The 20,561-nt window shown below is 68.7% G+C and carries 24 protein-coding genes, 2 tRNA genes and 1 pseudogene; 11 read left to right on the top strand and 16 right to left on the bottom strand.

Annotated elements, in window-relative coordinates; genetic code table 11:
- Nucleotide 1: 1 nt before the first annotated feature.
- Nucleotides 2-217 carry a DUF8024 family protein gene (locus LT965_RS08745; RefSeq protein ID WP_232700383.1) on the bottom strand — a complete coding sequence of 72 codons (216 nt, stop codon included), beginning with the start codon at nucleotides 215-217 and terminating at the stop codon, nucleotides 2-4.
- A gap of 45 nt (nucleotides 218-262) precedes the next feature.
- Here LT965_RS08745 and LT965_RS16715 point away from each other — a divergent pair, with 45 nt between their 5' ends.
- From LT965_RS16715 to yciH, 5 genes are all read left to right on the top strand, one after another.
- A complete protein-coding gene (locus LT965_RS16715; protein WP_432419296.1) occupies nucleotides 263-493 on the top strand; it encodes a DUF7573 domain-containing protein in 231 nt (76 codons plus the stop codon).
- 64 nt (nucleotides 494-557) lie between these two features.
- Nucleotides 558-1,556 carry an AAA family ATPase gene (locus tag LT965_RS08740; RefSeq protein ID WP_349292022.1) on the top strand — a complete coding sequence of 333 codons (999 nt, stop codon included), beginning with the start codon at nucleotides 558-560 and terminating at the stop codon, nucleotides 1,554-1,556.
- 1 nt (nucleotide 1,557) lies between these two features.
- Nucleotides 1,558-2,559, top strand: a complete 1,002-nt coding sequence (locus LT965_RS08735) for a DUF58 domain-containing protein (RefSeq protein ID WP_232700382.1) — start codon at nucleotides 1,558-1,560, stop codon at nucleotides 2,557-2,559.
- Complete coding sequence (locus LT965_RS08730; protein WP_232700381.1) at nucleotides 2,556-4,757, top strand: transglutaminase TgpA family protein; 2,202 nt, start codon at nucleotides 2,556-2,558, stop codon at nucleotides 4,755-4,757. Before LT965_RS08735 ends, LT965_RS08730 begins: the two co-directional genes overlap by 4 nt.
- Before the next feature lie 34 nt (nucleotides 4,758-4,791).
- Entirely contained in the window at nucleotides 4,792-5,085 is a 294-nt protein-coding gene (gene yciH, locus LT965_RS08725; protein ID WP_232700380.1) for a stress response translation initiation inhibitor YciH, read from the top strand.
- A gap of 73 nt (nucleotides 5,086-5,158) precedes the next feature.
- Here the strand turns inward: yciH and LT965_RS08720 are convergent, their stop codons facing one another.
- Both LT965_RS08720 and LT965_RS08715 read right to left on the bottom strand, forming a co-directional pair.
- Nucleotides 5,159-5,512, bottom strand: coding sequence for a rhodanese-like domain-containing protein (locus LT965_RS08720; protein WP_232700379.1), 354 nt, complete (start codon nucleotides 5,510-5,512; stop codon nucleotides 5,159-5,161).
- A gap of 183 nt (nucleotides 5,513-5,695) precedes the next feature.
- On the bottom strand, nucleotides 5,696-6,268 hold the full coding sequence (locus LT965_RS08715) for an NUDIX hydrolase (protein ID WP_232700378.1): 573 nt from the start codon (nucleotides 6,266-6,268) through the stop codon (nucleotides 5,696-5,698).
- Between the two features lie 84 nt (nucleotides 6,269-6,352).
- On the opposite strand from LT965_RS08715, the gene LT965_RS08710 reads away from it, so the two are divergent.
- A complete protein-coding gene (locus LT965_RS08710) occupies nucleotides 6,353-6,790 on the top strand; it encodes a metal-dependent transcriptional regulator (RefSeq protein WP_232700377.1) in 438 nt (145 codons plus the stop codon).
- On the opposite strand, the gene LT965_RS08705 is transcribed toward LT965_RS08710, so the two are convergent.
- From LT965_RS08705 to LT965_RS08690, 4 genes and pseudogenes are all read right to left on the bottom strand, one after another.
- Nucleotides 6,772-7,191 carry a DUF5809 family protein gene (locus tag LT965_RS08705; protein WP_232700376.1) on the bottom strand — a complete coding sequence of 140 codons (420 nt, stop codon included), beginning with the start codon at nucleotides 7,189-7,191 and terminating at the stop codon, nucleotides 6,772-6,774. The two genes, LT965_RS08710 and LT965_RS08705, sit on opposite strands and share 19 nt — an antisense overlap.
- 330 nt (nucleotides 7,192-7,521) lie before the next feature.
- Nucleotides 7,522-7,659: pseudogene (locus tag LT965_RS16710) on the bottom strand (DUF5810 domain-containing protein); the annotation flags it as partial.
- Between the two features lie 22 nt (nucleotides 7,660-7,681).
- Nucleotides 7,682-8,182: a ribosomal protein S18-alanine N-acetyltransferase gene (rimI, locus tag LT965_RS08695; RefSeq protein WP_232700374.1), complete on the bottom strand. Its 501-nt coding sequence runs from the start codon at nucleotides 8,180-8,182 to the stop codon at nucleotides 7,682-7,684.
- Nucleotides 8,183-8,262: 80 nt separating this feature from the next.
- A complete protein-coding gene (locus tag LT965_RS08690) occupies nucleotides 8,263-10,248 on the bottom strand; it encodes an aconitate hydratase (protein WP_232700373.1) in 1,986 nt (661 codons plus the stop codon).
- A gap of 160 nt (nucleotides 10,249-10,408) precedes the next feature.
- On the opposite strand from LT965_RS08690, the gene LT965_RS08685 reads away from it, so the two are divergent.
- Genes LT965_RS08685 through corA form a run of 3 tightly spaced genes read left to right on the top strand, consistent with a single transcriptional unit; the run spans nucleotide 10,409 to nucleotide 12,063 of the window.
- Nucleotides 10,409-10,879 (top strand): deoxyuridine 5'-triphosphate nucleotidohydrolase, encoded by a 471-nt coding sequence (locus LT965_RS08685; protein WP_232700372.1) that lies wholly within the window; start codon nucleotides 10,409-10,411, stop codon nucleotides 10,877-10,879.
- A gap of 42 nt (nucleotides 10,880-10,921) precedes the next feature.
- Nucleotides 10,922-11,086, top strand: a complete 165-nt coding sequence (locus LT965_RS08680) for a hypothetical protein (RefSeq protein ID WP_232700371.1) — start codon at nucleotides 10,922-10,924, stop codon at nucleotides 11,084-11,086.
- Complete coding sequence (gene corA, locus LT965_RS08675; protein ID WP_232700370.1) at nucleotides 11,083-12,063, top strand: magnesium/cobalt transporter CorA; 981 nt, start codon at nucleotides 11,083-11,085, stop codon at nucleotides 12,061-12,063. Before LT965_RS08680 ends, corA begins: the two co-directional genes overlap by 4 nt.
- Here the strand turns inward: corA and LT965_RS08670 are convergent.
- Nucleotides 12,060-12,593, bottom strand: coding sequence for a DUF7504 family protein (locus LT965_RS08670; RefSeq protein WP_232700369.1), 534 nt, complete (start codon nucleotides 12,591-12,593; stop codon nucleotides 12,060-12,062). The genes corA and LT965_RS08670 overlap by 4 nt on opposite strands.
- A 150-nt stretch (nucleotides 12,594-12,743) precedes the next feature.
- Here LT965_RS08670 and arlG point away from each other — a divergent pair, with 150 nt between their 5' ends.
- Nucleotides 12,744-13,199 carry an archaellum stator protein ArlG gene (gene arlG, locus LT965_RS08665; RefSeq protein ID WP_232700368.1) on the top strand — a complete coding sequence of 152 codons (456 nt, stop codon included), beginning with the start codon at nucleotides 12,744-12,746 and terminating at the stop codon, nucleotides 13,197-13,199.
- A gap of 32 nt (nucleotides 13,200-13,231) precedes the next feature.
- On the opposite strand, the gene LT965_RS08660 is transcribed toward arlG, so the two are convergent.
- The 4 genes from LT965_RS08660 to LT965_RS08645 all read right to left on the bottom strand — a co-directional run bounded on the left by LT965_RS08660 (nucleotide 13,232) and on the right by LT965_RS08645 (nucleotide 15,649).
- Nucleotides 13,232-13,303 (bottom strand) — tRNA-Ala (locus LT965_RS08660).
- Between the two features lie 97 nt (nucleotides 13,304-13,400).
- Nucleotides 13,401-13,473 (bottom strand) — tRNA-Arg (locus LT965_RS08655).
- A gap of 50 nt (nucleotides 13,474-13,523) precedes the next feature.
- Complete coding sequence (locus LT965_RS08650; protein ID WP_349292065.1) at nucleotides 13,524-14,939, bottom strand: MATE family efflux transporter; 1,416 nt, start codon at nucleotides 14,937-14,939, stop codon at nucleotides 13,524-13,526.
- 128 nt (nucleotides 14,940-15,067) lie between these two features.
- Complete coding sequence (locus LT965_RS08645) at nucleotides 15,068-15,649, bottom strand: 2Fe-2S iron-sulfur cluster-binding protein (protein WP_232700366.1); 582 nt, start codon at nucleotides 15,647-15,649, stop codon at nucleotides 15,068-15,070.
- A gap of 92 nt (nucleotides 15,650-15,741) precedes the next feature.
- Here LT965_RS08645 and LT965_RS08640 point away from each other — a divergent pair, with 92 nt between their 5' ends.
- Nucleotides 15,742-16,317, top strand: coding sequence for a DJ-1/PfpI family protein (locus LT965_RS08640; protein ID WP_232700365.1), 576 nt, complete (start codon nucleotides 15,742-15,744; stop codon nucleotides 16,315-16,317).
- A gap of 15 nt (nucleotides 16,318-16,332) precedes the next feature.
- Here LT965_RS08640 and LT965_RS08635 read toward each other — a convergent pair whose 3' ends face one another.
- The 4 genes from LT965_RS08635 to LT965_RS08620 all read right to left on the bottom strand — a co-directional run bounded on the left by LT965_RS08635 (nucleotide 16,333) and on the right by LT965_RS08620 (nucleotide 20,558).
- Entirely contained in the window at nucleotides 16,333-17,313 is a 981-nt protein-coding gene (locus tag LT965_RS08635; protein ID WP_349292021.1) for a decarboxylating 6-phosphogluconate dehydrogenase, read from the bottom strand.
- A 185-nt stretch (nucleotides 17,314-17,498) separates the two neighbouring features.
- A complete protein-coding gene (locus tag LT965_RS08630) occupies nucleotides 17,499-17,705 on the bottom strand; it encodes a cold-shock protein (protein WP_009486793.1) in 207 nt (68 codons plus the stop codon).
- A gap of 92 nt (nucleotides 17,706-17,797) precedes the next feature.
- Nucleotides 17,798-19,648, bottom strand: a complete 1,851-nt coding sequence (locus tag LT965_RS08625) for an ABC transporter ATP-binding protein (protein WP_232700363.1) — start codon at nucleotides 19,646-19,648, stop codon at nucleotides 17,798-17,800.
- Nucleotides 19,649-19,709: 61 nt separating this feature from the next.
- Nucleotides 19,710-20,558, bottom strand: coding sequence for an ABC transporter ATP-binding protein (locus LT965_RS08620; protein ID WP_232700362.1), 849 nt, complete (start codon nucleotides 20,556-20,558; stop codon nucleotides 19,710-19,712).
- Nucleotides 20,559-20,561 lie beyond the last annotated feature (3 nt).

The raw sequence follows: 20,561 nt of genomic DNA, 5'->3' as shown, positions 1-20,561 counted from the left end.
ATTACGTCCGGTCGCGCTCGCGACGCTGACGCTCGAAGGCGGTGTCGGGGACGAACCCCTCGAGGAGTCCCGCGGTCGCGAGCCCGCCGAAGACGGCGGAACTGGCGAGTATCAGGAGGACGCCGACCAGGATGAGTACCGTCGACAGCGGGTCGACGCCGGCGGCAGTCGCGAAGTTCTCGGCGAGCGAGACGACGTTGTCGATGACCCAGACCATACGGCGAACTCGTCGGGCCGACGCCTTAGATGCTCCGGGAGCGTTATGGCCGTGGCGGTCGTACACGTGGTCGTGTCGGAGGATTCGACCCTCAATTCGTTCGCCGGCGAACAGGACACCGCCGTCGACCCGGTCACCGTGACGAGTTCCTGGTCCGGGGACGGCCACTGTTCGGCATGTGGCGAGTCGGCCACACGTCTCTGGCAGAACGGCGACGAGCGCGTCTGTGCGGCCTGCAAGCCGTGGACAAGCGGCAGTGGCACGCGCGACCAATAGACATACAAGTATCTCATCCCCTACCGTTTCACAGCCGACCAGTTGCGGTAGGTTCCCACACACTATGACAGATGCACACGATACCCACGCTGTCGCGGACCCACGGACCCAGTCCGACGCGGCCGCGTCGATGTCGGTCTCGGAGGCGAGCGACCTCGCCCATCGCGTCGTCGAGAACATCGAGACCGTCATCGTCGACAAACACGACGCCGTCGAACAGGTACTGACCGCCGTCCTCGGCGGCGGTCACGTCCTCCTCGAGGACGTCCCCGGCGTCGGGAAGACGATGCTCGCGCGCTCGGTCGCTCGGTCCTTCGACGGCGAGTTCCGTCGCGTCCAGTTCACGCCGGACCTCCTCCCGACGGACGTCACCGGCGTCAACGTCTTCAACGAGAAGAGCCGGGAGTTCGAGTTCCAGGCCGGCCCCGTCTTCACGAACGTCCTCCTCGCCGACGAGATCAACCGCGCCCCACCGAAGACGCAGTCGGCGCTCCTCGAGGCGATGGAGGAAGAGCAGGTGACCGCCGACGGCGACACTCGCGCCCTCCCCGACCCCTTCCTCGTCATCGCGACGCAGAACTCCGTCGAGCGCGACCGGACGTACGAACTGCCGGTCGCGGAACTCGACCGGTTCATGAAGAAACTGCGACTGGGCTACCCGGACCGCGACAACGAGGTCGAGGTGCTCGACCGCGTCGTCGGCGGCCACCCGATCGACGACATCGAGGCCGTCGCGACCGTCGAGGACCTCCAGCAGGCCCGGGCCGTCACCGCCACCGTGGCGGTGAGTCGCCCAGTCAAGGAGTACGTCACAGAACTCGCCCGGTACACCCGGGACCACGCCGCACTCGGCGTCAGCCCCCGCGGCTCCATCGCTCTGCTGCAGGCCGCGCAGGGACGGGCTATCCTCGACGACCGCGACTACGTGGTGCCCGACGACGTACAGTCCGAGGCGCCGTCGGTGCTCTCCCACCGCATCCGCGCGGAGTCGGGCAGCACGCTCGGCGGAGAGCCCGCGCGCACGCTCGTCCAGCGAGCGCTGGACACCATCGATCCGGAGTGAGATGGCGACCGCACTCACCCGCCGCGGGCAGGCCGTGCTCGCGGCAGTCCTCCTCGGCGCCGCCTTCGGCTACGCGTTCGGCGGTCGCAGCCTGAACGCCGTCGTCGTCCCGGCCGCCGCGCTCCTCCTCGCGACGCGGCTGTACGTGTGGTCGTTCCAGGAACCCGAGATCGAACGCGTCACACCCAGAGAAGGCCACCAGGGCGACCGCCGTCGCGTCGAGCTGTCCGTCGACGCCGGCCGGTCGTACCCGGCCACCGTCACCGACGCGCTCGGCGACGGCCTCCGGGGCGACAGCAGACTCACCACGGAGACCGACGGCCGACGGCTCACCTACGAGATCGAACTCGCGTCCCGCGGCGTCCACGCCGTCGGGCCGTGTTTCGTCGAGGCGACCGACCCGTTCGGTCTCTGGACCGTCGAGTTCAGGGGTGGGGACGCACAGCTCGTCACGGTGTTCCCGCGGGTCCACGCGCTCTCGGACACCGCGACGCTGCTCACCGGCTACGTCGGCATGACCGACGAGCGCGAGGAGTTCGCGGGCGTCCGCGAGTACGAGCGCGGCGACCCGCTCCGGGACGTCAACTGGAAGGTGAGCGCGAAACACCCCACCAGTCTCGCGGTCACGGAGTACGCCGGGGAGGGGGCGACCGACCGCGTCACCATCGCGGCAGAGGCCCTCGGCCCCCGCGAGGACTCCGTCGCCGAGGCCGCCGCGAGCATCGCCGCCCACCTGCTCGACGCCGGCATCAGCGTCGGCATCGTCACGTCGACCGGGAACCTCGACCCCGCGAACGGCGACCCGCACCGCCGCCGCGTGCTCGGCGTCCTCGCGGCGTTCGGACGGGGGAAACTCCGCCAGCGACACAAGACCGAGGCCGAGATCGTCGTCCACGCGCCTGAGAGCGGCGAACACGTCTCGGTCACCGTCGGCGACGACGACCACCGCTACGAGGAGTTCGTCGGCGGCCGCACCTCGGCGGCCCCGGAGGTGTCCGCGTGAGCACCGCTTGGCTCCGGGGGTTCGACCCGGACCTCTCGGACGTCTCCGTCCGCAGCGCCGCGGCGACGGCGTGCGTCGCTATCACCGTGGGCGCCTACCTCTCCGTGCTGTACGACGTGGTCACGGTGGTCGGCGACGCGTCGACGTTCCTCGCCGTGGTCGCCGCCTCGGTGCTGCTCGCCGGCGTCCTGCGTGCGCTCCCGTCGAAGTACGCCTTCGCCCTCGCGTCGACGCTGCTCGTCGGCGGCCTGGCGTTCTACCTGCTCGCGGTGCCGCCGGCGTACTTCGCGGTGCTCTCGCCGGCGCGGGTGGTCCAGGACACCGTCGCGCTGCTCACGGGCTACTCCGTGATGCGGATGCCCGCCGCGGGCGTGTGGGCCGTCGCGGTCGCTCCCGCACCGACGTTCCTGGCGACGTACTTCGCGGCCCGCACCGAGTACGCCCGGGCGGCCGGCGTCGCGTCGCTCGCGCTCGGGTTCTTCGTGCTGACCGGCGACAGCACCACGACGATCACGCTCGTCGGCGTGCTCGCGGCGGCCGGTGCGGTCGGCTTCGGTACGCTCGCCGCACACGGCGCGAGCGCCCGGCAGACGCAGGTGCTGGCCGCAGTGCTCGCGCTGATGATCGTCGGCTCCGCGACGGTGACGGCGGTGCCGGGCGGCCGGACGCCGCTCGTCCCGTCGTCGACGACGGCGACCGCGGGGAGTCTCGTGAGCGCGGACGGCTACGTCGGCGTCGGCGGGAGCCTCCGCCTCGACCCGAAGGTGCAGTTCGTCGTCGAGTCCGAGAAACCATCGTACTACCGCGCCGCCGTCTACGACCGGTTCACGGGCAACGGCTGGGTGCAGACCGGCGACGTCGGTACCGACAAGGGGACACCCCCGCCGACCGGGGAGCGCATCGAGCAGCGAATCACGGCAGAGCGGACGCTCGACCTGCTGCCGTCCGCACCGGTCCCCCAGTCGGTCAGCGGGGTCGACGCGACGATCACCGAGTCCGGACTGCTGCTCTCCGGGCCGACGCTCGGTCCGGGCGACAGCTACCGGGTGTCGAGTCGGGCGCCCGTCCCGGACCAGTCCGAACTCGCGGACGCGACCGGCGAGGCGCCCGAGGGGGTCCGGAACACCTACCTCCAGTTGCCGGACAGCACGAGCGACCGCGTCGTCGACCTCGCGGACCGCATCACGGGCGACGAGGCGTCGAACTACCGGCAGGCGGAGGCCATCGAGCAGTGGCTGGAGGCGAACAAGGAGTACTCCCTGGACGCCCGGGGCTCCAGGGGGAACCTCGTCAACGACTTCGTGTTGGATCGGGAGGTCGGCTACTGCACGTACTACGCGAGTTCGATGGTCGTGATGTTGCGCTCCCAGGGCGTCCCCGCCCGGTTCGTCACCGGCTACACGGAGGGCCAGCGCGTCGGCGAGGACGAGTGGGTCGTCCGCGGCGTGGACTCCCACGCGTGGGTCGAGGTGTACGTCCCCGACCGCGGCTGGATCCAGTTCGACCCGACGCCCGCCAGCGAGCGCACGTCCGCGGAGGACGAGCGCGTCGAGGAGGCCCGCGAGAGTGGCGTCGACGGCGTCGACGCCGCCGGGAGCGAGAACGGCACGTGGACGCCGACCACGACACAGACGCCGACGGACAACGGCAGCGACCTGTCGGCGGACGAACCCCTGCAGGCGCCAGACGGCCCACAGGCGTTCCAGTCCGGCGCCACCCAGGGGAACGGCTCGAACGTGTCGAACGTCACGGCGCCGCCGGCGCTGGACGGCGGTAGCGGAGCGGGGAGCGGCGACGACGGTCCCACGCTGCCGCCGCTGACGACGCTAGCCATCTGGGCCGTCCTCCTCCTCGGTGCGGCCGCGGTCCTCCAGTTCACGGGGCTGGCCGACCGGGTGTACCGCGCGCTGTGGCTGCGGTGGCTCCCGGACACGGGTGACCCCGCCGAGGAGGTCGAGGCTGCCTTCGAGCGCGTGGAGTACGTGCTCGGGAAGCGCTACCGGCCGCGCAACGCCGGGGAGACGGTCCGGGAGTACGTCGTCGACGTCCGCGCCGGCGAGCGCGCCGAACGCGTCGCGAACCTGCGGGAACGCGCTCGCTACGCGGGCCGGGTCGACGGCGAGGACGCCGCGGAGGCGAAACGCCTCGCGCGGTCGCTGGCAGCCGAATACAGCCGCCTCCCCGCACCCTGGCGATAGTGTTTAATAGACGGATTTCGTACGCCCACGTGTAATGTCGGAAGTCTGCTCGACGTGCGGGTTGCCCGAGGAACTCTGCGTCTGCGAGGACGTCGCCAAAGAGTCCCAGCAAATCAAAATCCGCATCGACGAGCGCCGCTACGGGAAGGAGGTTACCGTGATCGAAGGATTCGATCCGAAGGACGTCGACCTCGACAGCCTGTCCTCGGACTTGAAGAGCAAGTTCGCTTGCGGGGGCACCGTCGAGGAGGGCGAGATCGAACTCCAGGGCAACCACTCGGGACGCGTGGAGGACTTCCTCCGCGACAAGGGCTTCAACGTCGCCTGAATCGCACGTCGGCGGCACACTTCTCTGTGGAATCGCGTCGGTACGTCGCGGCCGAGCGGTCGGACCGTCGTTCTCAGAAGGGCGCGTCGGGAGTCGACTCTCCGTCGGCGTCGGCCGTCTCCAGGTCGCCCGACCAGCCGACCAGTCCCTCGGCCAGGCTCTCGACGCGCGCGTCGTCGGCCAGCCCCTCGTAGGACGCGACGAGGCGGGCGGCCTGCACGCTGGACTCGCCGTGCGGGCAGACGGTGACGACGCGTTCGGCGCCGTCCAGTCGGTCCACCGACTGCGGGAGTTCGTGGAACGGGATGCACTCGCTGCCGGGGATGTGACCGCGCTCGAACGCCGCGCGGCGGCGGATGTCGACGACGCGAACGTCGCCGTCTTCGAGGAGTGCCTCGAGTTCGTCCACGGAGAGCTCGCCGTCCATGCCCCGAGTGTGGTGGCCCGCGGCGTTACGGCTTTCGGTCGCCGTAACACCGAAGGCAGTCGGCGTGGTACAGAGTACCATGGAACGGGAGACGCGCTACGTACCGACCTACCTCCTCGAAGACGACGAAGCGGCGGACGTCGACCCCGACCACCGCGACCCGATGCTCGCGGCCGCGCTGGGCTACAGGTAGCCGTCCGCCTTCGCGAGCAACAGCCCCTCGATGGTCGCGTCGTTAGCCGGTAGCTCGCGGGCCGCGTGCAACGCGTCCTCGACGGGGATGCGCTCGACGGTGAGGAACTCGTTGTCGTCCAGTTCCTGGCCCACCTCCGTCAACCCCTCCGCGTAGACGATGCCGCGCTTGTGCCGGAGCACGCCGGTCGCCGCGTAGAACTCCTGGAGGAAGTGGACGTCGTCGGCCACGTAGCCGGTCTCCTCCCGGAGTTCGCGGGCGGCCGCCGCGACGTAGGACTCCCGGCCCTCCTCGGGTGACGCCTCGTCTGTCTCCTCCTCGGACTCTTCGACTACACCTGCCACCAACTCGATGCACTGCTCGCGGATGGTCGGCCGGTACTGGTCGACGAACAGCACGTCGCCGTCGTGGACGGCCACCACCACGACGGCCGGCGGGAGCGACGCCCAGTAGTAGGTCTTCTCGGTGCCGTCGGGCTGTTCGACGCGGTCGTAACCGCCGTCGTACCAGCAGGTCTCGTACTCCGTCTCCGAGGCGAGCACGGGCCACTCGTGGTCGTCCATGGGTCCCGTTGGGCACCTGGCGCAAAACGTCCCACGGCTCGGCGGGGAACAGCCTTATCCCTCCGAGTGGCGGAGACTCAGGCGATGAGTGGCGCAGAGGTCACGGAGAGCGCTGGACGGTACCTGAGTGCCATCCTGCTCGCCAGCGCGACGTCCGGCCGACCGGCGAAGACCGGCGAGGTCGCCGACCGCCTCGACGTCAACCCCGCGACCGTCACCGAACGCCTCGGCATGCTCGCCAAGGAGGGTCTCGTCGACTACGAGCGCTACGAGGGCGCGACCCTCACCGAAGCGGGCGAGTCGGTCACCCGCGAACTGATGTGGAAGCGCTGTCTCGTGGAGAACTTCGCGACCGACGACCTCCAGCTCCCGGATGCCGACGCCGAACAGATCGGCCAGGCGCTCACCGAGGAGACGGCGATGGCGCTCAAACAATACATCGACCACCCCTGCACGGGCGAGTGCCGCGCGCCGGACGCCGACTTCGAGGAGTGCTGTGCGGACTACAGCACGTCGCGGTAGAACTTCCCGAACGCGATGCGCCGCAGCGTCGCCACCGCGGCGTCCGGTTCGTTCTGGAACGTCGTCGCCACCAGCACGTCCGCGAACGGGACGTAGTGCCAGGCGACGCCGTCGACGTCCGGGCTCCCGTTCTCGAGGACCTCCGCGTCAGGGTAGTCGCGTTTGGCGTCCGCGAACTCCTCGCGGTCGCCCACCTCGACCCGGAGCAGCGACGCGAACAGCGCGTCGCGGGCCGTCGCCACCACCTCGCCGGTGACGCGCTCGTCGTACTCCTCCTTCGGGAACTCCATCGCGCGTGCAATCTCGCGGGTGACCGTCTGTGCCGGCGTCCCGACCGCCTCGAAGCGCTCGCGGACCTCGGCCGCCGTCTCTGGCGCGAGCAGGCCGCGTGTCTCGGTCATAGTTCTGGAGGCGTCCGCCACGCCCTACTCACTTTCGGACGCTGACGGGTCAAGCCGCATCGTTGTCCGTACGGCTCACGGTTCGCTTCGCTCACCGTTCACTCACTCCGAGGACTCGCTTCGCTCGTCCTCGCTGTCCTCGCCACGCATCTCCTCTGTCAGCCGCTGTGCCTCCTCGAGAATCTCCGCGGCATCCCCCGACACGTTCGCGTTCCCGGTCCGTTCGACGGCCGGCATCTCGTGGTCGTGGCCGTGTGGTTCACTCGACGGCTCGGTCTCCGTCTCCGTCGCGTGCGGGGTCACCTCGGGCGCCAGCGATTCGGGGTCGCGGTCCGCCCAGTCCGCAACGTGGTCGTCGAGCCACGCCTCGTGCTCGCCGCCGCGGACGAGCGCCGTGAACGCCAGGTGGTTCGCCAGGTGCTCGCCGTCGGCCTCCTCGGTGGTACAGACCGGACACTCGTAGCCCATACCCACAGCGTGGGGCTACCTCCTAAAACGCGTCACGGTCGCCGACGTCCGCCACCAGCACGTGGGCGTCCTCACCGTCGGCGTAGTACGCCGAGATGGTCCGCAGGTACTCGAACCCGTACTTTTCGTAGAGGCCGCGGGCCGCCTCGTTGCTCTCCCGGACCTCGAGTTTCACGCGCTCCACGCCGAGCGACGAGAGCACCGCGAGCCCCCGTTCCAGCAGCGCCTGCCCCATGCCCTCGCCGCGTCGCTCGGGGTGGACGGCGAGGTTCTTCACATGGCCGAGCGGCCGGCCGTGGTTCGAGACGGTGTCCGCGACCACGTAGCCGACGATGGTTGGTGGCTCCCCGTCGCCGCTCGCTTCGCTGACGAGGAACCCCGGCGTCTGTAGCTGGCGCTCGAACCCGGAGTACGGCCACGGCTGGGGGAACACGGACTGCTCGATGCGGAACACCTCCAGCAGGTCCGCGCGGGTCGCCTGTCGGATCGACGACGTGGCGTCCGCGGACTCAGCTGTCGTCACGCTCCCCGCTAAGCGGACCGCGGATAAAGTGTCTGTGGCAGCGGCTGGGAGTCGCGGCGAAAGAAAGAAAGAACGGAGCGTTAGTCGTCGGCGGGCGCCGCGCCGCTGTCCTCGCCGTGGCGCTGCTTCGTCAGCGAGAGCTTGCCACCGGCGGCGAGCGTGCGCCGCTCGCGCTCGGAGGCGTCGAGGTGGGCGGTCGCCTCCCAGTCGTCGTTCACGCGGATGGTGAACTCCTCCTGGCCGGACTCGACGCCCGCACGGGCGTCGTCGACGATCTCGATGTCGTCGCCCTGCTCGATGCGGTCGTAGGTCTCCTCGTCGATGGCGAGGGGGATGAGACCGAAGTTGAACAGGTTGGCCTTGTGGATGCGGGCGAAGCTCTGTGCGAGCACCGCCTCGACGCCGAGGAACATCGGGCACATCGCCGCGTGTTCGCGGGACGACCCCTGGCCGTAGTTCTCGCCGGCGACGATGACGCCGCTGTCGGTGGCCTTCGCGCGCTCGGCGAACGTGTCGTCGATGCGCGAGAGCGTGAACTCCGAGAGCCGCTCGATGTTCGAGCGGAACTTGAGGATGTCGGAGGTCGCCGGGATGATGTGGTCCGTGGTGATGTTGTCGCCCATCTTCAGGAGCGTCTCACCGGAGACGTCCGCGTCGATGGGGTCCTTCACGGGCACACTGGAGATGTTCGGGCCCTTGATGAGGTCGTCGTCGATGGCCTCCTCGGGCGTGATGATGTCGGCGTCGCCTTCGCCGTAGCCCGCGGTGTACGTGGTCCCCATCTCGAAGCCGGGGTCCTCGAGGTCGCCGAGTTCGTCGGCGAGGTCACGCGGGTCGACGATTTCGCCCTTGAGGGCGGCCGCGGCGGCGACTTCCGGCGAGCAGAGGTAGACGGAGTCGTCCTCGATGCCGGAGCGACCCTCGAAGTTGCGGTTGAACGTCCGCAGCGAGACGGAGTCGGAGGCGGGCACGTGACCGATACCGATACACGCGCCACACGTCGCCTCGGAGAAGTTGACGCCGGCCGCCATCATCTCCGCGGTCCAGCCCTGGCGGGCGAGCATCTCGGAGGCCTGCTTGGAGCCGGGCGCGACGATCATCTCGGTGCCGGGGTTGATCTGCCGGCCCTCGAGCATCTTCGCGGCCGGGAGGATGTCCTCGTAGCCGCCGTTCGTACAGGAGCCGACGACGACCTGCTCGACCTTCTCGCCCGCGACCTCGCGGACGGGAACGACGTTGTCGGGCATCGACGGCGTCGAGATGAGGGGTTCGAGGTCCGAGAGGTCGACGACGATCTCGTCGGCGTACTCGGCGTCCTCGTCCGGCGTGAGCTCGACGAACTCGTCCTCGCGGTCGAAGTTCGCCATCCACTCCTTCGTGGTCTCGTCGGTCGGGAAGATGGAGGAGGTCGCACCGAGTTCCGTCCCCATGTTCGTGATGGTGGTGCGCTCGGGCACCGAGAGCGTCTCCACGCCCGGCCCCGTGTACTCCAGCACCTTGCCGACGCCGCCTTTCACCGAGAGGCGACGGAGCATCTCGAGGATGACGTCCTTCGCGGTGGCCCACTCGGGGAGCTCACCCTCCAGACGGACGTTGACGACATCGGGCATCTCGACGTAGTAGGGGCCGCCACCCATGGCGACCGCGATGTCGATGCCGCCCGCGCCGATCGCCAGCTGGCCGAGGCCGCCGGGCGTCGGCGTGTGGCTGTCCGAGCCGAGCAGGGTCTTGCCGGGCGCCGCGAAGTTCTCCTTGTGGACGTTGTGGCAGATGCCGTTGCCCGGTCGGGAGAAGTACGCGCCGTACGTGCCGGCCGCAGACCGCAGGAATCGGTGGTCGTCGGTGTTCTTGAAGTCGAACTGGTACGTCTGGTGGTCGCAGTACTGCGCCGCGAGCTCCGTCTGGACCTCGTCCATCTCCAGCGCCTCGAACTGCAGCCAGACCATCGTCCCAGTGGTGTCCTGGGAGAGCGTCTGATCGATCTCGATGCCGATTTCTTCGCCGGGCGTCAGTTCGCCCTCGACGAGATGGTCATCGAGAATTTTTTCCGTGAGCGTCTGTCCCATAGCGTGCGAAGATGGACCTTCTACGATTATAAATCCCGCGTGTTTCAGGATTCGGGGATTCGCCTAATACAGCCCCTCATTCCTTAATTGAGGCGTGTGGACGAGACACACGTTCGGCCCACAACGCAACCGCTAACCGGGCAGCACGTACAGTGAGCGTATGTTCAAGAGCGGAGCGTTCGTCGCCGAGCACGTCGACCCTGTCGACGAGGCGCAGATACAGCCCAACGGCGTGGACCTGACCGTCGAGGCCGTCCTCGAACAGGTCGAAGCCGGACGCATCGGCCGGGACGGGAAGTCCATCGGCGACCGGGAGGCCAGACAGCCAGAGGGAGACGACGACACCTTCGACCTCCCGCCGGGCGGCTACATCCTCCAGTACGCCGAGACCATCTCCATCCCCGAGGGCCACGTCGGCTTCCTCTACCCGCGGTCGTCGCTCATGCGGAACTCCTGCATGCTGAACACGGCCGTCTGGGACGCCGGCTACACGGGGAAGGGAGAGGGCCTGCTGGAGGTCCACCACGACGTCGAACTGGAGCGAGGCGCCCGCGTCGCCCAGCTAGTGCTCTCCGAGGCGGCACACGAGGGAGCCTACGACGGGAGCTACCAGGAAGAACGGCTCGAGTAGCACGGGGTCGCCTTTTTTGACGGTCCGCGAAGAGGGAGGGGTATGGATCGACTGCGGGCGTTCGGCCTGGGGCTCACAGGAGTGGGTGTCGCGGGCTACCTCCTGGGAATCGCCACTCCGTACCCCGGGCGCGCGTTCAGCGTGACCGCCGTCATCGTCGGCGTCACGCTCGCGAGCATCGGCGGGAACTCGGAGGTAGCGACGTGACCGTCCACACCGTCGTCTACGCGGACGGGATCCACGCCGAGTACGACGACGCGGCGGCGGCGCGGGACGAGGCCGGCACGACGTGGGTCCGGGTCGTCGACCCGGCGGAGGAGGAACTCCGGGACGTCACCGACGGCTACGGGCTCCACCACCTCGAGATAGAGGACGTCTTCGGGGACGTCCGGCCGAAGGTCGAGGAGTTCGACGGCCACACGTTCGTCCTCCTGAAGGCCGCGACGCTGCGCCGCGGCGACGTCGCGTTCGCCGACGAACTCCGCGACCAGCAGATCGCCTTCTTCCTCGGCGACGACTGGCTGGTGACCATCGAACCCGAGCGCCTGCCCGCCCTCGACGCCGTCTGGGAGCGCGTCGACCGCGACGACCCCCGGCTGCTGTCCTTCGGCCCGGACTTCACCGCCTACCGCGGCATCGACCGCATCGTCGACGACTACTACGAGATCCTCGACGAGATCGAGGACGACATCGAGGCCGTCGAGAACGACGTGATGGACGCCACCGGCGACGACGTCCTCGAACGCATCAACAGCCTCCGACGGGACCTGCTGTCGGTGCGGCGCCTGCTGTGGCCAACCCGGGACGCGGTCGGTGCGCTCGCCCGTGGCGACCCCGAACAGATCGAGGAGAACACCGAGAAGTTCTACCGGGACGTCTACGACCACCTGGTCCAGCTCGTCGACCTCGCGGAGACGTACCGCGACCTCACGAACGGCGCGCGGGACATCTACCTGAACGCGCTGTCGATGTCCACCAACGAGGTGATGAAGACGCTCACCGTCGTCGCGACCATCATCCTGCCGTTGACGTTCGTCGCCGGCATCTACGGGATGAACTTCGAGGGGACCCCGACGAGCATGCCCGAACTCGGCTGGGAGTTCGGCTACCCAGCGGTGATGCTCGGCATGGCGCTGATGGCGGCGATACTCGTCGGCTACTTCCGCCGGGAGAACTGGCTCTAGCGTCGCACGTCGTCGAACAGTTCGGCGAACGTCCCGACGACGTGTGGCGGGTACGCGTCGGGGTCGAGGGTCACGACCACCCGCGCACCCGTCGCGTCCGCACACGACAGGACGGCGTGGACGAACCGGAACGCCGTCTCCGTGGACGTGCGGTCGATGACGGCCGCCAGGTCGTCCACGAACACCGTTGTCTCGCCGTCGTCCGCCCACGCCGACAGGTAGTCGTGGACGAGCGACCCGACGGTCCCCACGTCGGTCTCGTCGGGGACTGTCTCGACGATACCCGTCACCGCGGTGAGCGGGCGCCCACTGGCGCTCGTACTCGCCGCGGACCGCGAGCGCTCCCCGACGCTCACGACCGCCGCCCGTTCGACGTCCCCGGCCCAGCGCCCGAGCCACGTCTCCGCGTCCGTCTCGTACGTCACGCCGAGCACGCTACACTCGTCCGTAACGGCCGGTGTCGCGACCGAATCCCCGGTCCCCGCGACGAGAACGTGCGTCGACTCCCCCTCGATTCCCTCCCCTCGCATGACTGCTTGCAATCACGTTTCGCCCCACCACCATAAATCTTGACACGTGCTATCGAGGGGCCTCGTGTCCCGACCGACGGAACGAACATTGAAACGTCTCCCGCGGAAGCGTACGACAATGGCGCGCGCTCCGACCACGAGGTGGGCCTGATGGCCTCGGTGTCGTCCGCACACCTCGTGCTGTTCATCGCTGCCATCCTCGTCGCCGCGGTGCTCGCGGGCACCATGACCGAGAGCGCGAGCCGTCTCGGCAACGCCATCGAGGAGCGCAGCGACGTCGAGAGCGCCCAGACCGACGCCGAGATCGTCATCGTCAGCGACCCCGACAGCCCGGCCGCGGTGTACGACAACGACACCGACACGCTCACGCTCTACGTGAAGAACGTCGGCGCCAGCACCCTCCCCGGAACCCCCAGTGGCGTCACCGTCCTCGTGAACGGCCACCACGAGTCCGACGTCCGGACGACCGTCCTCGACGACGACCAGTGGCGGCCCGGGGGGCTCCTGCGCGTCCGCGTGAACGTCACGCTCGCCGACGGCGCGCACACCCGCGTCGTCGTCAACCCCACGGGCGCCCGCGACACGTTCACGTTCACGACGCCGTAGCCGCCGCTCGCCGCGTAGGATTCGGAGAACCATGGACTCGCTGGGATTTGAACCCAGGGCCTCTTCCTTGCGAAGGAAGCGATCTACCGCTGATCTACGAGCCCGCACACGATTCCAATCGGCGACTGTACTTCAGGCTTCTGTTTCGGCCGTTCTCTGACGTGAACGAGGGCGTCTCTGTTCGTGCGTTCGTCGCAGAAGCGGGCGCGAAGGGATTTGAACCCTCGACATCTTGGTCCGGAACCAAGTGCTCTGTCCGCTGAGCTACGCGCCCTCGGGGCCACGTAGTGCGAGCGACCGTATAACGATTGTGAGTCGGGGTGGTCAGACCGGGTCGGGCGAGGTGTCGACGAGAGACTTCTTCCATGTGCCGCGGGTGAACCAGAGCGCGGCGACGGCGGCGCCGACGATGTTCCCGAGGGCCATCCCGACCCAGATTCCCGTGGCGCCCCAGCCGAGGGTGAACGCGAAGAAGTAGACGGTGGGGACGCGGCCGAGCCACAGCGTCACCATCGAGATGGCCATCGCGATCTTGGTGTTGCCGGCACCGCGGAACGCGCCGAGCAATACCTGGAGGACGCCGATGAAGACGAACTCGACGGCACGGATCCGCACGTAGGTGCTGCCGTACTCGATGATCGCGGCGGCGTGTTCCGTGTTCGGGCCGAGGAACACCGCGACGATCGGCCGGGGGAAGATGGCGGCGACGACGGCGATGCCGAAGAGGACCGCGGCGGCGAACTTCGCGGCGAGCCAGACGGCGCGTTCGGCGCGCTCGGTCTGTTCGGCGCCGAGGTTCTGGCCCACCATCGTGTTGGTGGCGCGGCCGAGCCCCATCGCGGGCAGGAACACGAGCGAGATGAGGCGGTTACCGAGGCCGAATGCGCCGACGACAGCCGGCGGGAACGAGGCGACCATCGCGGTGAGCGTGATCATCGCGAGCGCCGTGGTGGACTGCTCGGCGGCGCTGGGCGTGCCGACGCGAACGATCTTCGACACCATCGAGAGGTCAGGGACGAAGTGAGCGAGTTCGATGACGGGGCCGGCGGTCGTGAAGAAGAGGACGTAGATGCCGAGGACGGCGGCGACCGAGCGCGAGAAGATGGTCGCGATGGCGGCGCCCTCGATACCCATGCCGCCGAAGCCACTCGCTGCGTACAGCGAGGACTCGAGGCCGCCGGCGCCGAGCATCGAGAACAGCGGGTTGTCCGCGAACCCGAAGATGAGGATGGGGTCGAGGACCACGTTCACGACGACGCTGACGAGCATGACGATCATCGGCGTGCGCGTGTTGCCGTAGCCGCGCATCAGCGAGGAGAAGACGAAGAAGCCGAACAGCGCGGGCATCCCGAGGAAGAACACGCGCATGTAGTCGGCCGCCATCGGGATGACGACGCGTGCGGTCTCCTCGTCCGCGGGGAGGAGCGCGAGCATGTCGCCGGTGACGAAGTGGCCGACGAGGCCGAGCAGCGTCGAGATGGTGACGACGAAGCCGAGCGTCTGGGCGGCGACCTTCCCGGCGGAGGTCTCGCTGTCGGCGCCCGTGTACTGTGCGACGAGGATGGACCCGGAGGTGGTGAACCCGCCGCCGACGGAGATGAGGAAGAAGACGAGCGGGAACGCGATGCTGATGGCGGCGACGGCGTTGCCCGAGAGCTGGCCGAGCCAGAACGTGTCCGCGAGGTTGTACGCAACCTGGAGGAGCTGGATCACGACGATGGGCCACGCGAGCCGGACCATGGGCCCGAGGAGGTCACCGTCGGTGATGGAGGATTTCGAGCGGGAGTCGGTCACTAGAGGCGCTCAGACGGCGGGAGGATTTGAAAACTCCGACTTCGAGTTAGGCGGCAAACTGCGTGGGTTGCCGGTTACGGCGTCTCGTCGGTCTCGAGTGAGAACGCGGCGGTCGGGTACGCGGTGCAGGTGAGCATGTACCCCTTCTCGATCTCGTCGTCGCCGAGCGTCTCGTTGTTGGAGTGGCGGATGTACTCGCTGGCGTCCTCGCCGCTGGCGACGCGGCCACCACAGGAGAGACACTGGCCCTCCCGGCAGGCGTACGGGAGGTCCCAGCCCTCGTCCTCGCCGGCCTCGAGGAGGTTCTCGTTGTTCGCGACCTCGATGGTCTCGCCCTCCTTGGCGAACTCGATCTCGTAGTACTCGACTTCGTCCTCGGCGATGGACGCCGGGTCGAAGCCCGCGTCTTCCTCCTCGGTCTCCTCGAGTTCGCCCTCCGCGCCGGCGCCAGCGACCGCGCCCGCACCGCCACCGCCGCCGATGGAGCGGTTGTACGGCTCCGGGAAGTCGGTCTCCGGGACGGTGGAGGCGCGCCGTTCGAGGACCTCCTGTGCGATGTCCTCCGGGATGGGCTTCGACGTGCCCTTGAAGAAGTGGAGCACGACGAGCGTGAGCGCCGTCCCCAGCCCGAGGGCCAGCCCCAGTGTGTCAACCATGTTCGGCGGTACGGAAGCGGTGTTTAACAGTATTGTGATTGCGCTACGGCGCCTTCGGGCGAGTTTTGTGGGGGCGTGTCGAACGCGTTCGCATGGACGTCGCGATCCTGCTGTACGAGGGCTTCGACGAACTCGACGCCGTCGCTCCCTACGAGGTGTTCCGGACCGCCGCCGAGTTCGGCGGCGACGTCGACGCGTCGCTACGGACGCTCGTGCCGAGCGAGCAGGTGACTGCCAGCCACGGCCTCCGCGTGGAACCCGACGACGTGCTGCTGGGCACGCCCGACCTCGTGCTCGTCCCTGGCGGCGGGTGGAACGATCGAGGAGAGCACGGGGCGTGGGCCGAGGTCCAGGACGGCACGTTCCCGGAGCGACTCGGCACGCTCCACGACGCGGGCGCTCGAATCGCCACCGTCTGTACGGGTGCGATGCTCGCCGCCGAGGCGGGACTGCTAGAGGGGCGGCCCGCGACCACTCACGAGTCGGCAAAGGACGATCTCGCGACGTACGACGTGACGGTCCGGGACGAACGGTTCGTCGACGACGGCGACGTGCTCACCGCCGGCGGCGTCACGTCGGGCATCGACCTCGCGCTCCACGTCGTGAGCGAGGAGTGCGGCGAGGACGTCGCGGAGAAGGTCGCCGAGGAAATCGAGTACGAGCGGTAGCCGCCTTGTCTATCGTCAGTCTCGGCGTTCCACTTCGTGCCTCCCGAACCCGTACCGCAGCCGGTTCGCGAGCCGCCGCGAGAACCGGCCCTCCTCGGGCGCACGCGACCCGAAGCGCTCAGACAGCGCCTGGTAGATGAGCGGGAGCGGGACCTCCTGTTCGAGGCCCTCCTGGACCGTCCACGTGCCCGTCGACCCGCCGGCGACGTGGTCGGCGACGTCGCCGAGGTCACCGCCCTCCTCGCGGAACGCCTCCTCACAGAGTTCGAGGAGCCACGACCGGATGACGGCGCCGTTGTTCCAGGTCCGCGCGACGGCCTCGAGGTCGAGGTCGTAACGGCCCTCGTGGAGCAGTTCGAACCCTTCGCCGTACGTCTGCATGAGCGCGTACTCGACGCCGTTGTGGACCATCTTCACGTAGTGGCCAGAGCCGGCCGGCCCCATGCGGTCGTGGCCCTCGGGGCCGGTGGCGACGGCGTCGAAGACGGGGACGAGTTCGTCGTAGGCCCACTCGGGGCCGCCGACCATCAGCGAGAACCCGAGGTCCGCGCCCGCCGGGCCGCCGGAGGTGCCACAGTCGAGGTAGGCGAACTCGTGGGATGCGGCGCGACGCGTGGAGTCCTCGAAGTGGCTGTTCCCGCCGTCGACGACGACGTCGTCGCTCTCGAGTTCCGGCGCGAGTTCCTCCAGCGCGGCGTCGACGGGGTCGCCCGCCGGGACCATCAGCCAGATGCGCTTCTCGTCGCCGAGTTCGTCGGCGAGCCCGGCCAGCGAGTCCACGGTTGTCGCGCCGGCGCTCGCGGCGTCCGCGCGGGCGTCCGCGTCGATGTCGAAGGCGACCACGTCGTGGCCGGCGTCGAGACACCGGTCGACGACGATGCGTCCCATGCGGCCGAGGCCGACGACTCCCAGTTCCATACCGTGAACTGCCGGGCGCAGTAGGTAGTGGTTGCGGTTGTGTGGTTCGGAGCGCGTGGCCGACCGACGGGAGGCCACGAGAGGCGAACGGCGCCAGCCGTGAGCGGAGTGACCCGCCAACGAGTGCTGTCCGCCGGGCGAATCCTGCGGTGCTGTCGCTCGGAGCAGTCGTGGGTGCAGTGAACAGCTGTAGCGAGTGCTACGGGGCTGTTACTGTGAAAGAACGGAGATATGTCCGTCGCTAGGCGACGGGGGAAATCCGATTAGTTACGAACGAGGTTCGTCGCGCGCGGTCCCTTCGGGGACGATTCGATGTCGAACTCGACCTCCTGACCCTCTTCGAGGTCCGGACCGCCAACGTCCTCCATGTGGAAGAACACGTCTTCGTCGTCGTCGACGTCGTCGTCGTCAGTCGAAATGAAACCGTAGCCGCCAGTGTCGTTGAAGAAGTCAACCTTGCCTTCTGCCATTACAACCTATCGTAGGGCCGTTCCAGGGATAACGCTTCCGAGGGTCGCGGTACCACGACCCGTCGCAAACCCGATACGACCCGGAACACCCGTCAGCGGTCGAGTGTGCCTGCCTGCACGCCCCACAGGTCGGCGTAGCGACCGCCCGAATCGAGCAGTTCGTCGTGGGTGCCCCGTTCGACGACTTCCCCACCTTCGACGACGAGGATGCGGTCGGCGTCCCGGACCGTGGAGAGTCGGTGGGCGATGACGACGGCGGTGCGGTCGGCGGCGAGTTCGTCGAGGCTCTCCTGGATGCGCAGTTCGGTCTCCGTGTCGACGTCGCTGGTGGCCTCGTCGAAGACCAGGATCTCGGGGTCCTGGAGCACCGCGCGGGCGATGGAGATTCGCTGGCGCTGGCCGCCCGAGAGTTTGACGCCGCGTTCACCCACCTCGGTGTCGTAGCCGTCCGGGAGGTCCTCGATGAACTCGTGGGCGTCGGCGGCCTCCGCGGCCGCGACGACCGCGTCCCGGTCGGCGTCGAAGCGGCCGTACTTCACGTTCTCCGCGATGGTGCCGTCGAAGAGGAACGTGTCCTGGCTGACGTAGCCGATGTGCTCGCGGAGGCTGTCGAGCGTGACGTCGCGGACGTCGTGGCCGTCGACGCGAATCGCGCCGTCGTCCACGTCGTACATCCGGAGCAGGAGTTTGCAGAGCGTCGACTTCCCGGCACCCGTCGGGCCGACGAGCGCGACGGTGTCCCCGGGGTCGGCGTCGAAGGAGACGTCCCGGATCACGTCCTCGTCGTCCCCGTAGCCGAAGGTGACGTGGTCGTACTCGACGCGGCCCGCGACGTCCGCGAGTTCGGTGGCGTCGGGTGCGGTGGTGACGCTCGCGGGCACGTCCATCAGGCCGAAGACGCGGGCCGAGGAGGCCTTCGCGTTCTCGTACTGGTCGACGATGTTCGACACCTCCGCGAGCGGCGTGACGAACCGCTGCGTGAGGAAGATGAACGTGACGAACGCGCCCGGCGAGAGCGTCCCGGTGAGCGGGGCGGGCGCGCCGTACAGCAGCCAGTAACCGCCGACGCCGAACGTCACCGCGAAGGAGATACCGGCCAGGAGTTCCATCCCCGGGCGGTAGACGTAGCTCAACCGGAGGACGTCCATCGTGTCCTGGAAGAACCGGTAGGAGGCGTCCGTGACGCGCTCTGTCTCGTACTCCTCGGCGGCGCTGGTCTTCACGAGTTCGACGCCCGCGAGGCTGTTCTCCAGGCGCGTGTTGAGGTTGCCGACGGCGGCGCGCTGGCGCTCGTACCGGGGTTCGGCGCGCTTCATGAACCACGACGTGAGCACGACCATCAGCGGGATGGCGGTGAGCGTGACGACCGCCAGCTGTGCGTTCTCGTACAGCAGGATGGCGGTGATGCCAGCGAGCATCACGACGAGGCGCGCGGAGTTCTGGAGCGCGTTGTCGAGGAACACCTCGAGGTTGGAGGCGTCGTTGTTCAACACCGACATCACCTCGCCGGTCTGCTTGTCGTCGAAGAACGTCATGTCGAGGTTCTGCATCTTCTCGAAGGAGTCGGTGCGCACCTCGTGCATCACGCGGTGGGCGAAGAGGTTCGCGGCGACGCCGTAGGCGTAGGTGAAGACGGCGGTGACGACGAACGACCCCGCGATGAGCAACGCCGACAGTTCGAACTGCGCGGCGTCCGTCGTCGGGAACCAGCCCGCGGGCGCGAGCGGCAGGTCGTACGGGGAGTCCCCGGTGAACACGCTGTCGATGGCGGCGCCGAGCACGACCGGCGGCAGGAGGCTGGCGACCCGCGCGATCACGTTCGCCACCATCCCGAGCGCGAAGTACTCCCACTCGGGGACGCCGTACTCGCGGAACAGCCTGCCGAGCGGGCGCTCGACGCGGTCCCTGTACTGGTCGAAGACGCTGTCCTCCGTCGCTCCCATTACGATTCGAAACAGGGGCGTCGCCGAAGTCGGTTACGGTCGCGGCTACCCGAGGCGACGGTCAGTCGATGGCGCGCCGCGGCACGATGCGCGGTTCGTCGTCGTAGCTGACGGCGGCGTCGACGTCGAAGACGTCCGCGAGCAGCCGTTCGGTGACGACGTCCTGGGGCGGCCCCCAGTCGTAGACGCTGCCGTTGTGGAGCGCGACCAGGTAGTCGGCGAACCGCGCCGCCTGCTGGAGGTCGTGGAGGACCACACAGACCGTGACGTCGCGTTCCTCGTTGAGCGTGCGGACGACCTCCATCACGCGGAGCTGGTGGTGGAGGTCGAGGTACGTCGTGGGTTCGTCCAGCAGCAGGACGTCGGTGTCCTGGGCGAGCGTCATCGCGACGAACGCGAGCTGCTTCTGCCCGCCGGAGAGCCGCGAGAGCGGCGTGTCGCGGAGGTGGTCGACGCCCGCCAGGTCGATGGCGCGGTCGATTGCCGCCCGGTCCGCGTCGGTGATCGGATCGAGGAAGCCGCGGTGTGGGTAGCGGCCGTGCGTGACGAGGTCGGCGACCGTGAGACCGCCGGGCGCGTCGTTCTCCTGGTCGAGGAGGCCGAGTTCGCGAGCGAGTTCCTTCGGGGAGCGCTCCTGGACGGCGCGACCGTTCAGCAGGACGATGCCCGCCGCGGGGTCGAGTTCCGCGGAGAGCCCCTTCAGCAGCGTCGACTTCCCGGAGCCATTCGGTCCGACGAGCGCGGTGACCTCGCCGGCGGGGACGACGAGGTCCTCGCAGTCGACGACGGTGCCGTCGCCGTAGCCGAATTCGATCTCGGAGGCGAGCAGCGCGGCGTCGTCGACCGGCTCCTCGCGGTCGAATTCGGTCGTCGATTCCGCGCCGGTCGAGACGAGTGGGATGTCTGGCATTGG

The organism is Halobacterium wangiae (assembly GCF_021249345.1).
Lineage (GTDB): Archaea > Halobacteriota > Halobacteria > Halobacteriales > Halobacteriaceae > Halobacterium > Halobacterium wangiae.
Note: the sequence above shows the minus strand (reverse complement) of the source record. Positions and strands in the feature narration are given on the sequence as shown.